This window comes from Pseudovibrio sp. Ad5, assembly GCF_001623095.1.
GTDB lineage: Bacteria > Pseudomonadota > Alphaproteobacteria > Rhizobiales > Stappiaceae > Pseudovibrio.
Window position 1 is genome coordinate 96,436 of sequence record NZ_LMCH01000014.1, and the last position, 15,303, is coordinate 111,738.

At 54.1% G+C, this 15,303-nt stretch carries 16 protein-coding genes; 2 read left to right on the plus strand and 14 right to left on the minus strand.

All coding sequences use genetic code 11. The annotated features are described in order from the left end of the window. Positions 1–87 precede the first annotated feature (87 nt). From PsAD5_RS08650 to PsAD5_RS08680, 7 genes are all read right to left on the minus strand, one after another. On the minus strand, positions 88–1,089 hold the full coding sequence (locus PsAD5_RS08650) for a DctP family TRAP transporter solute-binding subunit (protein WP_063290380.1): 1,002 nt from the start codon (positions 1,087–1,089) through the stop codon (positions 88–90). 179 nt (positions 1,090–1,268) lie between these two features. Then, positions 1,269–2,636: a sigma-54-dependent transcriptional regulator gene (locus PsAD5_RS08655; RefSeq protein WP_063291803.1), complete on the minus strand. Its 1,368-nt coding sequence runs from the start codon at positions 2,634–2,636 to the stop codon at positions 1,269–1,271. Between the two features lies 1 nt (position 2,637). Beyond that, positions 2,638–4,467 (minus strand): sensor histidine kinase, encoded by a 1,830-nt coding sequence (locus PsAD5_RS08660; RefSeq protein WP_063291804.1) that lies wholly within the window; start codon positions 4,465–4,467, stop codon positions 2,638–2,640. An 88-nt stretch (positions 4,468–4,555) separates the two neighbouring features. Next, positions 4,556–5,623 carry a molybdenum ABC transporter ATP-binding protein gene (gene modC, locus PsAD5_RS08665; RefSeq protein ID WP_063291805.1) on the minus strand — a complete coding sequence of 356 codons (1,068 nt, stop codon included), beginning with the start codon at positions 5,621–5,623 and terminating at the stop codon, positions 4,556–4,558. Then, entirely contained in the window at positions 5,616–6,320 is a 705-nt protein-coding gene (gene modB, locus PsAD5_RS08670; protein WP_063291806.1) for a molybdate ABC transporter permease subunit, read from the minus strand. The genes modC and modB overlap by 8 nt, the downstream gene beginning before the upstream one ends. Further along, positions 6,317–7,102, minus strand: a complete 786-nt coding sequence (modA, locus tag PsAD5_RS08675; protein ID WP_063291807.1) for a molybdate ABC transporter substrate-binding protein — start codon at positions 7,100–7,102, stop codon at positions 6,317–6,319. Before modA ends, modB begins: the two co-directional genes overlap by 4 nt. A gap of 167 nt (positions 7,103–7,269) precedes the next feature. Beyond that, a complete protein-coding gene (locus PsAD5_RS08680; RefSeq protein ID WP_208982062.1) occupies positions 7,270–7,734 on the minus strand; it encodes an SRPBCC family protein in 465 nt (154 codons plus the stop codon). A 104-nt stretch (positions 7,735–7,838) separates the two neighbouring features. Between PsAD5_RS08680 and PsAD5_RS08685 the strand changes: the two genes are divergently transcribed. Beyond that, positions 7,839–8,525, plus strand: a complete 687-nt coding sequence (locus PsAD5_RS08685; RefSeq protein WP_063291809.1) for a helix-turn-helix transcriptional regulator — start codon at positions 7,839–7,841, stop codon at positions 8,523–8,525. A gap of 7 nt (positions 8,526–8,532) precedes the next feature. On the opposite strand, the gene PsAD5_RS08690 is transcribed toward PsAD5_RS08685, so the two are convergent. Both PsAD5_RS08690 and PsAD5_RS08695 read right to left on the minus strand, forming a co-directional pair. Beyond that, entirely contained in the window at positions 8,533–9,429 is an 897-nt protein-coding gene (locus tag PsAD5_RS08690; protein WP_063291810.1) for an NAD(P)/FAD-dependent oxidoreductase, read from the minus strand. 168 nt (positions 9,430–9,597) lie between these two features. Then, on the minus strand, positions 9,598–10,086 hold the full coding sequence (locus PsAD5_RS08695; protein ID WP_063291831.1) for a RidA family protein: 489 nt from the start codon (positions 10,084–10,086) through the stop codon (positions 9,598–9,600). Between the two features lie 144 nt (positions 10,087–10,230). Here PsAD5_RS08695 and PsAD5_RS08700 point away from each other — a divergent pair, with 144 nt between their 5' ends. Beyond that, on the plus strand, positions 10,231–10,917 hold the full coding sequence (locus PsAD5_RS08700; RefSeq protein ID WP_084405928.1) for a helix-turn-helix transcriptional regulator: 687 nt from the start codon (positions 10,231–10,233) through the stop codon (positions 10,915–10,917). A gap of 171 nt (positions 10,918–11,088) precedes the next feature. Here the strand turns inward: PsAD5_RS08700 and PsAD5_RS08705 are convergent, their stop codons facing one another. The 5 genes from PsAD5_RS08705 to PsAD5_RS08725 form a co-directional block, all read right to left on the minus strand. Continuing rightward, the gene (locus tag PsAD5_RS08705; RefSeq protein WP_063291811.1) at positions 11,089–11,532 is read right to left on the minus strand and encodes a hypothetical protein; all 444 of its coding nucleotides are present in this window, start codon (positions 11,530–11,532) and stop codon (positions 11,089–11,091) included. 51 nt (positions 11,533–11,583) lie between these two features. Beyond that, on the minus strand, positions 11,584–13,194 hold the full coding sequence (locus tag PsAD5_RS08710) for a GMC family oxidoreductase (RefSeq protein WP_063291812.1): 1,611 nt from the start codon (positions 13,192–13,194) through the stop codon (positions 11,584–11,586). An 83-nt stretch (positions 13,195–13,277) separates the two neighbouring features. Continuing rightward, positions 13,278–13,745, minus strand: coding sequence for a DUF1203 domain-containing protein (locus PsAD5_RS08715; RefSeq protein ID WP_063291813.1), 468 nt, complete (start codon positions 13,743–13,745; stop codon positions 13,278–13,280). A gap of 85 nt (positions 13,746–13,830) precedes the next feature. Next, positions 13,831–14,613: a tellurite resistance TerB family protein gene (locus PsAD5_RS08720; protein WP_063291814.1), complete on the minus strand. Its 783-nt coding sequence runs from the start codon at positions 14,611–14,613 to the stop codon at positions 13,831–13,833. 137 nt (positions 14,614–14,750) lie between these two features. After that, a complete protein-coding gene (locus PsAD5_RS08725; protein WP_063291815.1) occupies positions 14,751–15,215 on the minus strand; it encodes an Lrp/AsnC family transcriptional regulator in 465 nt (154 codons plus the stop codon). Positions 15,216–15,303: the final 88 nt, after the last annotated feature.

A 15,303-nucleotide genomic window follows, 5' to 3' on the forward strand; every position in this document is an offset into this window, starting at 1 on the left:
TGTGTTGCGGCACGGAGAAAGAAACCATTGTGGTTTTTCAGGGTCTGCCCGACCAATAGCCGGACAGACCTATCAAGATGTATTGGATTAGTTGTTTGCTGCGACGGCAGCGTCGATCACATCCTGACCGATGTCATCAGCAAACTTGCCCCATACAGGCTTCATCACGTCAACCCACTGCTGACGCTGCTCCGGTGTCAAACTGCGAACTTCTACACCAGATTCAATGATCTTCTGCTTGTTCGCTTCGTTGATAGCGGAAGAGCGAGCGTTCGCATCGTTGGTCACTTCAGTGAAGATAGTGATGAACTGGTCGCGAACTTCTGGATCAAGGCTATCAAGCCATTCCTGAGAGGTCACAGCAAGGTAAGACAGCAGCTGGTGGCTGGTTTCTGTAATACCGTCCTGAACTTCAAAGAACTTCTTGGTGTAGATGTTGGACCAGGTGTTTTCCTGACCATCAACAACGCCGGTCTGCAGCGCGCCATATACTTCTTTAAACGCAAGCTTCTGCGCGTTTGCTTCCATTGCTTCAATCATCGCAACAGCAACGTCAGAGGTCTGAACGCGGAACTTCAGGCCAGCAGCATCAGCAGGTGTCTGCAAAGGCTTGTTGGCGGAGAAGTGCTTGATGCCGTTGTAAACGTAACCGAGACCAACAAAGCCGATGTCAGACATCGCGCCCAGCAGTTCCTGACCTTTTTCACCCTGTGTGAAGTTGTTCACTGCATCCATGTCGGAGAACAGGAACGGAAGGTCAAACACACGGTACTTGAGTGTGTAAGCTTCGAACTTAGCAAGAGAAGGCGCAGCGATCTGAACATCGCCGAGCAGCAGAGCTTCCATCACTTTGTCATCATCAAACAGCTGGGAGCTTGGGAAAACCTGCATACAGGCCTTACCATTCATCTCAGTGTTGATACGCTCTGCCAATGCAGTTGCAAAGTCACCCTTTGGGTGGCCGGTCGCAGACACAACGTGACTGAACTTGATAACAACTTCACCCGGATCACACGCTTCAGCAGCAACGGCTTGAGTAGCGGTGAACATGCCAGCTGCAACTGTGGCAGCAGTAACCAATTTCTTCATAGTATCCTCCCAGATGGAACGGAGCGAAGCTCCTCGCGATACCAAAAGCAATCTGCGTGCCAGTTTTAATACTATTAGTATTTTCAGCTACTTACGGATATTTACCTAATTATTCGATTTACATTTGTTACGAATAAGTAACATTGACTACTCAAAGATGTGTCGAATTCGACACATTTCTATTCACCAATCTCATCCTTCCCAAGCCCATACTTCTTCATCTTTTCATAAAGCGCCTTGCGGGATACGGACAGCGCTTCATATGTCGGCTTAATCTTGCCGTCGTTCTTCTCAAGCTCGGCAGCAATAATATCGCGTTCATAGGTACTCACGCGCTCAGCAAGCGTACCACTCTGCGGGCCCGCAACAGCCGCCGCCGCACCAGCGGCTTTCGGCTGCCCTTCCAGCCCCAGCACAAACCGGTCTGCCACGTTGCGCAGTTCGCGCACATTGCCTGGCCATTCCCGCTGCATCAGTTCACCGAGAAACTCCCTCGAAATCTCCGGCACTTCTTTCCGGTAACGTGCACGAGCCCCACGGGTGAGGTAATGGAACAGCACCGGAATATCCTCCAGCCGTTCTCGCAGCGGCGGAATAGCCAGTGTGATCACGTTAAGGCGGTAAAACAAATCCTTCCGGAACCGCCCTTGGTTGGAGGCCGCCTCCAGATCTTCTTTGGTCGCTGCCACAAAACGCAGGTCCAGCGGAATGGATTTGTTCGACCCAAGACGCTCAATCGTCCGTGTCTCAAAAACTCGCAGCAGTTTCACCTGCAAGTCCAGTGGCATGGACTCAATCTCATCCAGAAACACCGTCCCGCCATGCGCATGCTCCAGCTTGCCAATGCGCAGGCCACTTGCACCAGTAAAGGCGCCTTTCTCATGCCCAAACAGCTCGCTCTCGATGATATCAGCAGGCAGGGCGCCACAGTTCAGCGCCACAAATGGCCCGTCTTTGCGCAGGCCTTCTTCATGCAACGCACGAGCAACGACCTCTTTACCAGAACCTGTCTCACCCAGAATAAGCACATCCGCATCCGTGCCAGACAGCGCGGTAATAGTACTCCGCAGCTCTTCCATGGACGGGGACTTGCCAACAATGCGCTCTTCCAGACCTGAGAGCTTGCCCAGCTCCTCACGCAGCACGCGGTTTTCCAGCGTCAAACGGCGCTTTTCCAGCCCACGCTCAACAACGGCAACCAGCCCACTAACCGGAAACGGCTTCTCTTTGAAATCATAGGCCCCGGCCCGCATAGCTTCCACCGCCAGCGGCACATCACCATGGCCGGTGATCAACACCACAGGCAAAGCACTGTCGATCTCGAAGGCAGCTTTCATCAGATCAAAGCCGCCCATCTTGGGCATACGGATATCGCTGACCAGAACTCCATAGAACTCATGCGTGATGTGCTCCAACGCTTCTTCAGCGCGAGAAAACGACACCACGTGATAGCCGGCCAGTTCCAGCCCTTCCACCAGCGCTTCACGCATATCTTCGTCGTCATCGACCAGAAGAATGGTGGCTTTATCGATTGCCCATACGTCCATACTAAACTTCTTCTTCCTCAAGATCGCCGGAAGTCTCCGAGGCATCCTTCAGCACAATCACAAAGCATGCGCCGCCAAGCTCAGACTGCTCATAGCGCAACTGCCCTTCCAGATCCTCGATTATCTTATAGGCAATGGAAAGGCCAAGCCCCAATCCTTCACCCACATCCTTTGTGGTGAAGAACGGATCAAAAATGCTAGCAACAACATCCTCTGGCACGCCGGGTCCGTTGTCCTCAAAGCGAATGATCACCTGCTGCTCATGATGAGAAACCGAAATTCGGATGCATGGTTCATCCTGCGCTTTCATGGCATCCAGTGCATTGCTCATCAGGTTCATCAGCACCTGCGCAAGACGAACCTGCCCAGCCAGAACCTCAATGGATTTGTCGTCCTGCACCACCTCAGTGTGCACGCCCATCTGCTTGCAGCGTGGCCCCGTCAGCATCAACACTTCACCAACAACGGCAGAAACCTTCACCGGAACAAGGTCACGTCCCGCTTTGCGGGTGAACCCTTTCAGGATCTGACTGATCGCCGCCATCCGCTCCACCATGGCAACAATCTTGCCTAGGCTCTTCAGTGCGCGGTCTGACTTACCCGTCTCAATCAACACCTGCGCGTTTTCAGAGTGCGTGCGGATCGCACCCAGCGGCTGGTTGAACTCATGAGAAAGCGCAGCAGACATTTCGCCCAGTGTTGCCAATTTGGCAGACTGCACCAGACTGGCCTGCGCCTGTTGCAAGCCTTTTTCTGCGGCCTCACGTTCTTTCACTTCCTGTGCCAGCAAAGCATTCATGGTGGAAAGCTCACGGGTACGCTCATGCACGCGCTCTTCCAGCCGCGCCGCATAAACCTTGTCCTGCCGGATACGTTCCAGCAAACGCCGCCGCCGCTCACCCGCCATCCAGAACAGACCACCACTCACAACACACAGCAGCAAAGCCACCAGCGCCGCCCAGATGGACTGTTGCCGAACCTGAGAGGTATCGGCAAACAACACCACCTTCCAGTTCAGCACAGGCAGCTCCTGCTCAATCATCTGGAAGTTGGGTTTGTTGAAAGGCGGGCTTAATCGCACAAGTTGGAAGTCCAGATCATACCAACGCTGCTCAATCACCCCATTGAGAGTAGCAGATACACGTCCGCGTCGCGTCGTGCGCTGTGCAAACAACCGCTCTCCGCGCCAACTGGATTGGTTGGTAGCGACCACAATGCCGTTTTGATCAACAGCAACAAGACGATCCTTTGAAAGCGCCCAGGATTGCTCAACCCCTTCAAGACTTACACGAACCGCAATAAAGCCGTAGTCCTGCTCCCCCTGCCGAACCGGAGCGATGAACACATAGCTGGCAGGCCCACCACTGCGGGAAAGAACCAGTTGCCGCCCAAGACGCCCCTGCCGCGCAGCTTGCAACGCATCCGCATAAGAGGACATGCCCTGTTCCGCCATACTGGCGTTGTCGATCAGGTTGGACGCAACAATTTGGCCGTCAGGCTTCTGGAACCAGACCTCCTGCGCGCCAGACATCCCTGCAATTACCTTGGCAACATTCTGCCCGCGCTCATGTTCATCATTGGCAAGGATCTGTACGATGTCAGAGCGCCGCGCCAACAACGGTGGCAGCAAGCGATATTTATCGAGGTATTTCTCAAGCCCTGCCGCCTGCACAGACAGGGTCGCCTGCCCACGCGTTTGCAAGTCTGCCAGATAAAACTGGCTGCTCAACTGCATCGCGACCCAGGCAACCACAAGCGCAAACACAGCAAATGTCACCAGTGCAACACTGGAGACCCGCTGCCATCGCTCAGATCTGCTTGTCCTGTTCACGTCGCTTGTCCGGTTTTGAATATAGTCGTGATGCCTCCCGAGACATCACCAAATGCGCTTAATCACTTACGGTGTAACCCGTGTTCGTTCACTGGTCTAGCGCAACACTTTTGATCAAAGCAAATACCTGTTGTCCGGCAGCTAGTTGCAACTCATGCACAGAATGGCGTGTCAGCCGCGCCCGCAAATGCTGCTCTCCAACACGGCAATCCACCTCGGCATATGGGCCGGAGGTCTCCGTAATGCCTTCAATCACGACAGAAAGTACATTGCGGATGGAAGCTTCATCTGGCGCTTTACGCGCAAGAGCAACATCCTTGGCCTTGATGCGAACACGCACATCCTGCCCCACGTTCCCCAACTGCCCCGGAAGCTGCAATGTCTGTCCTTCCAAACCAAATTCAGTGATCTGCCATTGCTCATCATAATGGTTCAGCGTGGCAAACAGCAGCGAGCCCGCGTCCGGCCCGCTCGCCAACTGCGGCAGTTCCAAATTGCTCAGCATCTGCGCAATCGGTCCATGCGCAACCACATTGCCAGCGTCCAGCAGCACCAGCGTATCCGCCAGCTGCTCAATCTCACCAAGGCTATGGCTCACATAGAGCATCGGAATGCCGAACTCGTTCTTCAGCTTAAGAAGATACGGCAGGATCTCCGCTTTACGCGAAGCATCCAGCGAGGCCAGCGGCTCATCCAGCACAAGCAGCTGCGGTTTGGACAACAACGCCCGCCCAATCGCCACACGCTGCTTTTCGCCGCCGGAAAGCCCATGAGGCCGGCGCTTCAGCAAGTGAGAGATCCCCAGCAGCTCTGCAACTTCACCCAGACCAACAGCAGATTTCCGCCCCGCTGCCCACTGGCTATAAAGCAGGTTCCGTTCCACATTCATATGCGGAAACAGGCGGGAATCCTGAAACACCATGCCCACACCGCGCTGCTGAATTGGCATGTTGATGGAAGCTGCCCGATCAAACACAACACGCTCGCCCAGTGCAATGCGTCCATGATCCGGCGCGCTCAAGCCCGCAATCATGCGGATCAACGAGGACTTGCCAGCACCGGACTTGCCGAAGATTGCCGTTATCCCGCTGTTCACCGCAAACTTGGCGGAAAGCGAGAAGTCACCCAACCGGCTGGCAACATCAACCTCAATCATGCTGACCTCCCAACTTGCGGGAAAGCCGCCGCGAGATTACCTCGGAGAACACCAAAGCACCAATGGAAACCACAACTGCAATCACAGTCAGACGGATCGCTCCCGCATCACCGGAAAGGCTCTGCATCTCGGTATAAAGCGCAAGCGATAACGTCCGCGTCTCTCCGGGAATGTTGGAAACAAACGTGATCGTCGCTCCAAATTCACCCATAGCCTTGGCAAACCCAAGGATCGCACCGCTCAGGATACCCGGCAGTGCCAGCGGCAGCGTAATCAGCAGAAAGGTTTTGAGCCGAGACGTACCCAGCGAATGCGCCGCTTCTTTCAGCTGGCCATCTGACAGCTCAAAGGAAAGCTTCACAGGCCGAATGATCAGCGGAAACGCCATGATCCCAGCGGCGAGAGCAGCGCCCGTCCAGCGGAAGGCAAACACAATGCCAAACACATCCGCAAAAAAGCTGCCCAACATGCCTTGCCGCCCAAACAGCACCAGCAGCACATAACCTGTCACCACAGGCGGCAGCACAATCGGCAAATGCACCAAGGCATTCACCAGCGTATAACCAGGAAACTTCCAGCGGGCGAGAGCATAGCCGAGCAGAACCGCAGGCGGCAGCGCAATCGCAATTGCAAGGCTCGCAACCTGCAGCGACAGCTGGATAGCTGCCCATTCTGCATCCGTCAGATAAAAGCTCAATAGCCGCTCACTTTGAAACCATGAGCCTGAAAGATCTTGCGCCCCTCAGCACTCTTCAAAAATGCCATGAACTCTCCGCTACTCTTGGAGTGCGTTAAGGTCAAGGCTCCCGGAATCACAATAGCACGATGACTGTCCTGCGGTATTTCCGCAAGCACCCGCACACCTTGCTCCACTTTCGCGTCAGAAGAATACACCAGCGCCATCGGCACCTCACCTCGCGCAGCAGCGGCCAGAGCAATACGTACATTCTCCATCGGCGCCACACGCTGAGCAACACTCTCCCACAAACCGAGATTAATCAGCGCCTCTTTGCCATAGCGCCCGGCAGGCACCGTCTCCGGCTCCCCCATCGCCAAACGCCCATCCGCCAAAGCAGCTTGCAACGCTTCCGGCTTCAGCTCAACCTCTTCAGCGCCCAGCGCTTCAGAGCCAACCAGCACAAGCCCGTTGGAGGCCAGCTCCACAACACTGCCCTCCACCAGCACGCCATTCTTCACGGCATACGCCATCCACTCATCATCCGCTGTCACCAGCAAATCAGCAGGCGCACCGGCAACAACATGGCGGGTGATGGTCTGCGAACCACCAAAGGAAAATTCGGTCTTGGTGTTGTGGGTTTGATCAAACTGAGCACCGGCATCTTCCAGCACATCCTTCAGGCTGGAGGCTGCAAACACCAGAATACGCTCCGGCTCCTGCGCAAACGATACAGCCCCACCGCCAACAACCAGCGCGAGGCTTACAACAGCAGCAGAAAGAAAACGCCAGAAACCAGTCACAGCCAGAATACTCCATTTCGCGAGTCCGGCTTGAACTATAAGGACCTAACCCACCCGAACCACTGACTCATATCAAGGCCCACGTGGGTTTCGTCAAGCATCTTTCTTTCTGAAGCGTATCCCGAGAAACTGAAATCCGGTTTCCAAAATAAGATACGCTCAATACTTTACGCCGCGATTGCACGGGGGGATTTCACCTTCTCGGCAAGTCCTTTCAGGTTGCCATCAATAACCTTACCCGTCCCACTTTTCACGAGCGTTTGGCCCAACAACCACCCCAACGGCCCGTACTTCATACGATACTCCAGATACCAGATGATCTGGGATTTCCCACCGGCATAAGACTTGATGCAAATTTCCGCTTGCGCTTCTTTCAGCGGTAAAGCCTCCATAGAAGAGAGACGCACCCGCATTCTGTGATTAGGCTCCCATTCCATCACTTCCTCATCAATGAAGGTGCCATTCTCAAAGTGGCAACGCCGCGCAGAACCAACACCATCAGCTCCTTCGGTCAACGCCTCAACAGACTTCACAAGAGGGGCAAACTCATCAAGGTCCATGTACCGGCCAATCACATTCCAGATTGCTTCCGGACTGGCATCAATCACCATCGTTCTTTCGCAGCGTATCATCGGTTTCTCCTCAATCATCTCAAACATCTTGCTTGGTGCTGAACCATTGATACAGTGGCGCTGCTGACACCGTTATGGCAGCAGCATGACAGCAGGAGCCCACAATGCGTCGTACGGACCGCCTTTTCCACATCATCCAGATTTTGCGGTCAAGCCGGTCTCCTGTGACAGGACGTGCTCTTGCAGACGAACTCGAAATCTCTCTACGCACGTTGTACCGTGACATGGCAGAGCTCATGGCCCAGCGGGTGCCCATCACCGGAGAAGCCGGAACCGGCTATGTGCTGGATGATGGCTACGACATGCCACCTTTGATGCTGACCGCAGATGAGTTGGAAGCAGCCGCTCTTGGAGCCGCATGGGTCGCAACACAAGCAGACCCGGCCCTTGCGCGCTCTGCAAGAGATTTAGTGGCCAAATTGTCTGCTGCCGTACCACCAGAGCTGCGCCCGATTATTTTGGATGCTGGCCTCAAACCCATCGCAACAACACCAGCCCCTGATGAGCGGTTCGAAGGTGTCATCCTGCGGCGTGCTATTCGAGACCGCACCAAGCTGCAACTCACCTATAAGGACGGCAGCGATAAACCAACCACGCGCATCATCTGGCCTCTGCTCATCGCCTACCTGAACAAAGCCCGTTACATCGTAGCCTGGTGCGAAACCAGAGAAGATTACAGGCATTTCCGAACAGACAGGGTTCACTCTATGGAAGTTCAGCACGACAGATACCCCGGACGCCGCAAGGCTCTCATCAAGGGCTGGGAAGACGCAATGACGTCAAAACACTAAGCTTCACTCATACGCCCGACATCTGCGGATCGATCAAAGACCGGTGCACCTGCATTCCGGCCCAAACGCCATCCCCAACAGCAAATGAAACGGAATGCGGCACACGGGCGACGTCGCCACAGGCAAAAACACCGCGCACAGTCGTCTCCTTGAACTCAGAGGTCACAAGCTGTTGCCCCATGGAATGGTCCTCCAACGCACAGCCAGCAGACTGAGCAAGCGAGTTGGACGGATACGTATTGGAGACAACGAAAATGGCAGAGAACTCAAGTTTACGGCCATCCTCAAGCACAATGTCGGCAGTGCCCTCAATACGACTGATCTCAGTATCGTTGAGAGTAACGCCTCTACGAAGCAGATGTGCGCGTTGCTCATCTTCCAGTGAAGACGCACCATTCGTGAAGAAGGTCGTCGCCCCCCATTCCGGCATAATCTCAGCTTGATGCAGTGAGACGGGATTAAAGGCAATCACAGCGATTGGCTCATTGTTCAACTCGTAACCATGGCAATACGGGCAATGCAAAACCGACTTGCCCCAACGCTCTGCCAAACCCGGAATATCGGGCAGTTCATCACGAACTCCCGTTGCAAGCAAAATACGATGTGCGGTGAAATCCTCGCCTTTGTCCGTGCGCACGCAAAACGCACCAATCTCACCAGAGAACTCCTGAACCGTTCCGTGATGCCAGCTCAGATTAGGATAAGCCTCAAGCTGCTGCTGCGCCTGTCTCCAAATCTCATCAGGCGGCACACCATCTTGCCCAAGAAAGCCATAGGCATGCTCGGCAAATCGATTTCGCCTCTCACCAGCATCAATCACCAGAACAGACCTGCGCGCCCGCACCAGCTGCAAAGCAGCCGCCATTCCGGCATAACTCCCCCCAACCACAATCACATCATGCATGCTCAGAGACCTTTACTGCTGGCGTTCGGTTCCTCGGCTCCGGCAATGATGCCTCAACTTCTGCAAAGGCATCATTAAACGCTTCAGTTAGGGACTGCTCTGAGAGGAATAAGAGAGCTTCATCGCAGCTGCTCACGCATCCCAGAGGAAACGCGTGCCTGGCAAAAACTATGGAAGAATAACAACCGCTTCCACTTCAAACAGCATCGGGTCAATTGCCAGCTTAGGAACAGGAACCAGCGTTTGTGCCGGCAGCGTTTCTCCAAACATCTCCATGACATTCTGAGTCAGCACACCAAGTTTCGATGGATCATGGTCCACCACATAAACGGTGAGCTTGGCAACTTGAGCTGGTGTGGCATCAAGCGCATCAAGCACCTTTTTCAAATTGGCATAAGCCTGTTTAACCTGTACCGAAAACTCTGGCGAATAAGCGCCTTTATCGTCGGCCCCACCTTGCCCGGAAACATAAGCAACCCGCGCACCAGCTGGCGCAACCACGGATACGCTGTAGCCATGGGCAGACGGATCATAAAGGCTCTGGGGATTGACGATACTAAGTTTATCCGCAGTTTCAGCGACTGAAGTGCTGGTTGAAAAACTAGTAGACATTGCGAGGATTCCTCCAATTACAAAAATATTCTTTAGGTGTGACATGCCCGTCTCCATGGCCAGTTTCCTGGAACTTGATGTGTTAGCTCTGTGCTGCACCTAAATACGAAAGAGCTCCTGACAATTCTTGTCAGCATGGTTATACTTAAACTCAATCATGCGTAGACATGTTGAAACTGGAGACTGTTCGTGAGCCGCTCTGACCGCCTAATTCGCCTGATGCAAGTCTTGCGGCGATTGCCCTCACCAGTGACGGCATCAAGGCTGGCTTTGGAAATGGAAGTCTCCCAGCGCAGCATCTACCGAGACATTCAAAGCCTTCGGTCCTCCGGCGCAATCATCGATGGGGAGGCAGGCTTTGGCTTTACGCTGACAGAAGACCCCTCCTTGCCACCAATGCATTTTGAAGCCGACGAGGTGGAAGCGCTGGCTCTTGGCCTGCATACCGTCGCCAAACTCGGCAACATGGAATTCACGTATGCAGCACAAAATGCTTTGGTGAAGTTGGAAGCAAGCCTTCCGCAAAGCATGCGCCAGCGATTGCGGCATGCAACCGTCGGCAGCCACATCTTGCGCAACACGCCCACATCCGAGGCAGACTTCCCCGGTCTTCGCGAAGCAATCTGGAATGAACAGGTGGTGTCTCTGAATTATCTGGACCTGAAAGACCGCCTGTCAAAACGCAAAGTCTGGCCGCTCACCATCTACTTCTTCAGCGAAGTGCAGGCTCTGATCTCCTGGTGTTGTTTACGAGAAGATTTCCGCATGTTCCGGCTGGACCGGATCCAGTCAGTCGATTTCCTGGAAGAATCCTTCCGCCCCAAACGAGTAGGCTTGCTGCGCGATTACTTCGAGCGCGAAAAAGAATGCGAGTAACCGAAGTCGCCCTCAACTTTGCTATCAAAGCACTCAATCATACAAGTGAACCCATCTCCTCCGAAGGAGCCTTAAAACTCAGTCAATGAAAAGGCAATGCTAATACCTCTCATTGAACTCCGATTCAGGATGCTTCAGAACTATGGCTTGATTGTTAGCACTGCTTCTTACCTATGGAAATCTTATCCCATAAGCTAAAAGCTTCTCACGAGCAGCATCAACTGCCGCTTGGGAGAACTTGTCAGCAAACTCCAAAACAACATATTCACCCGTAAACCGTGCTGCTCCGCCTTCCACGAGAGCCATAAAACCCGGAGTAACCTTGTTGTCGAGCGCCCAGTCGGTCAGAGTCTGTATAGCTCCCTTCGATGCTATCTTGCGTCTCGTATAGCTTGCTTTTTGCTTTCGTCCATGCTTTTCCCGCAGCGTCTCTTCATAGGCTGCAACCGCTTGCCACAAACGTCGCTCAATTGGATCGTCGTGGTCTATGCCTTCTAGCTCATACAATCGTTCACGACAGGCATCTGCGATATCATCACGGTTTAGCCTTTTGGCATTTTCAAGAAGCACGCGAAGTGAAACAGGATCTGTCATAGTCCTTGGATCAGCTGGCATCTTAGGTAACCCCTCCCCGATTTCATTGAAATAAACGAATCCAATCCCCTCCTAAGCCACCACCACCGCGTTTTTCCGGTCCTCGCGGATCATATCCGATGCCTTCTCCGCAATCATAATTGTCGGAGAATTGGTGTTGCCGGAGACGATGCGAGGCATGATGGAAGCGTCAACAACGCGCAGGCCCTCAACGCCTTTCACCTTCAGACGCTCATCAACCACCGTGCCCATGGAGCAGGTGCCGACTGGGTGGAAGATGGTGGTGCCGATGTCCCCCGCTGCAATAGCAAGGTCTTCATCACTGACGACATGCGCACCCGGTAGATACTCCTCCGGCAAAAACTCGGCCATCGCCCTGGTTTCCATGATTGTCCGTGTCAGGCGCAAACTGTCAGCTGCCACACGTCGGTCACTCTCGGCAGAAAGATAGTTTGGCTGGATCTTTGGATGTGCAATTGCATTGCCGGACCCGATATGAACACTGCCGCGAGACTCTGGCCGCAAATTACAAACACTCGCTGTAATCGCCGGAAATTCGTGCAGCGGATCGCCAAACTTATCCAGCGACAACGGCTGAATGTGATACTCAATGTTTGGCGTCTCATAAGAGTTGTCAGAGCGCGTAAACACCCCAAGTTGACTTGGAGCCATGGACATTGGACCAGACCGGCTCAGCGCATACTCAGCCGCTATCTTCGCCTTGCCAATCAACGAGTTGGCTCGCTGGTTCAGCGTAACAGTGTTTTGAACCTTATAGATGCTGCGGATCTGCAGATGGTCCTGCAGGTTCTCGCCAACCTGAGGCTGATCCAGCACCATGTCGATGCCATACTGGGTCAAACGCTCTCCAGACCCAATACCGGACAATTCCAGAATTTGCGGCGATCCAATGGCCCCTGCACTCAGGATAATCTCTCCTGTACAGGCAGCAGAAGTCATTTCCCCGTTCACCATCATGCAAACACCAGTCGCGCGGCGCCCGCCAAACACGAGCGCAGTCGCCTGTGCATTGGTCAGAACCTTCAGGTTTCCCCTGTTCTCAGCAGGCTTCAAAAACCCCTTGGACGTACTCCAACGCACGCCCTTGCGCTGGTTCACCTGAAAATAGGAGGAGCCGAAGTTGTCACCGCCGTTGAAGTCGTCAATTTTCGGAATACCCACTTCCTCGCAAGCATCACGAAAACGGTCAAGGATCGGCCACGACAAACGTTGCTCTTCAACGCGCCATTCCCCACCTTCCCCATGCACCTTGGAAGATCCGGCATAATGGTCCTCTGACTTCAGGAAGTACGGCAGCACATCATCCCAGCCCCAGCCAGTCAGACCCAACTGGCGCCAGTTGTCATAATCCTGCGCCTGTCCGCGCAGATACAGCATGCCGTTGATGGAAGAGCACCCGCCCAGCAGTTTGCCACGCGGATAGTTCAGCTTGCGCCCGTTCAGCCCCGGTTCGGCCTCGGTCTGGAAACCCCAGTCCATACGCGGATTGCCCATGCAGTACAGATAGCCAACGGGGATATGCACCCAGGGATGTTTATCGTTCCCACCAGCTTCCAACAGCAGCACCTTCACATCCGGGTCCTGAGAAAGTCGGTTCGCAACAACACAGCCCGCTGAGCCAGCCCCAACCACGATGTAATCCCAGGTTCCCAATGCGCGCATGCCGGCCCTCTCAAGCCCTAAGTCTCGATGCGGCCTAGGATAGAAACTGAGCGGGAGGTTTGCACTAGTAAGATATGTTTAGATCACCCACGATGAGCCACCGCTGCAAAGCACCCACGCCGTGCATAATGCATTTGAATATAAGAGACATCCGGGTTCTCAAAGAAGCCCTCCAGCATCGGTTTGATGTCAGCCCCTTGCGCGATATCCGCTTCAATCATCATGTGGTTTGCATCAAACCCGCGCAGTGACAACAACCGGGAAGACAGCGACACCGGAACCTCATTCTCATAGGGCATTGCATCCGCTGCATTCTCGCGCACAAAAATCGCATGGGACGCTTTGTAGGGTGTGTCATTGGGCTGGTAGGCATAGTTCAGCAAAAACACCCGCTCCCCAACCTCGGCATCATCCAGTGTGACACGGCACGGAAAGCCCGGCTTCTCATCAGCCACATAAACAACCACATTGCACTCTGCCAGCTGCTCTTCGCTCTGGCCGTTCAGCGCTTCAAACTCGTTGGATTTCAATCCGGAAATAAAAAAAGCCATAGGTCACTCCTCAAGTTGGGAGCAACCTATGGCCTTCCGCAAACCGTAACCACCCGATTTGCGAGCAATTCAAATATCAGCGCATTCAGGCCTGCGCTTGAGCCGCCGCAATCGCCTTGTCCAACTCCGTAACCAAACCACTATCCAGTTCCAGCCGTGCGGCCAGCATCATCAGATAGGCCTGCTCGGCAGGTAGGTTCGGGTCAATGGCAAGGCGTGATGCGGTGTAAATCTCAGCAGCCGTTTCCGGACAGGTCGCAAATGCCACCACACGGTCAATGTCCAGCGGCGCACGCATCTCATCCAACACGAACGCTTTTTCTTCAGCACCCAGACCCAGCTCATCCAGCTTTTCAAAGATGCGCTGCATCTCATCACCGTCCACAGTGCCATCCGCTTTGGCCGCCTGGATCATCGCAACGATCAGCGCCATAGCAAACTCTTTGGCATCACCATTCCCTACATCCGGGTCAAACGCAGTGCCAGTCGGGTCCGGCAGGGCGAGCGGCTCTGGCACCGGTACAACAGTTGCGGGAGCCGCCTGCGCCTGAGCTTGCGTCTGCGCAGAACCATGAGGCGCAGCTGCACCGCCGCCGCCATTGTTCTTACCGTCTTGCCATGTCTGGAATGCTTTGTAGGCAAGGCCGCCAACCAGCGCCATACCGCCGTATTTCACGGCCTTTTTGCCAAGCTTCTTGCCCTTCTTGCTGCCAAGAAGGTATCCGGCCAAGCCACCAGCAACGGCACCGCCAGCAAGTCCGCCGGCATTGTTTTTGATGTACGACTGCCCTTTGTCCAAAGCACCACGGGCCTGATTGCCACCGTTGGAACCCAAGAACTGATCAAGAAGTGCCTTGCTGTCGAACATCTGTAAACCTATCCCTTTGCTTTTGGACGTTACCCGTCAAATCTCTATGGAGATGGGAACCCGAAGTTTTCACTTCAAGATGCCCTATCCCGCAAAAACACAACCTGACAAAATTGTAATGTTTGAGAGCCTGTCTACTACCCAAGCGGCAAATGATTGTCGTCCCTTAGCGTATCCATCGCGATGGAGCTGCGTACGTTCTGCACCGCCTCATGAGGCAGCAGATCATTGTTGATCACCTCACTCAAGGCCTTCAGATCTTTCACCCGGATCTTGAGCATGTAATCCATGTCCCCCGTCATGGCGTAGGCTTCCTGCACGCTGGGAATGGTGCGCACCAGATCACGAAACAACCTGGCGTTCTCCTTGTTGTGCGTAGCCAGCGCCACTCCAACAAACGCCATCACATCCAGCCCCAGATACTCCGGTGAAAGATCAGCCTTATAGCGACGGATCACCCGCTCCTGCTCCAACCGTGTCCGCCGCCGCGAAACCTGCGAGGCAGAAAGGTGAATCACCTCCCCCAACTCCTGATTGGTCTGGCTGGCATCTTCCTGCAGCGCTGCAAGTAACTTAAGGTCAAACTGGTCTAGCTCAATCATCATTCGCACCAAATCAATATATGACGCACAATTTGTGCATATACTGCGTGATTTTACGTAAGAATGCAAACCTGTCGCGCCACAGATA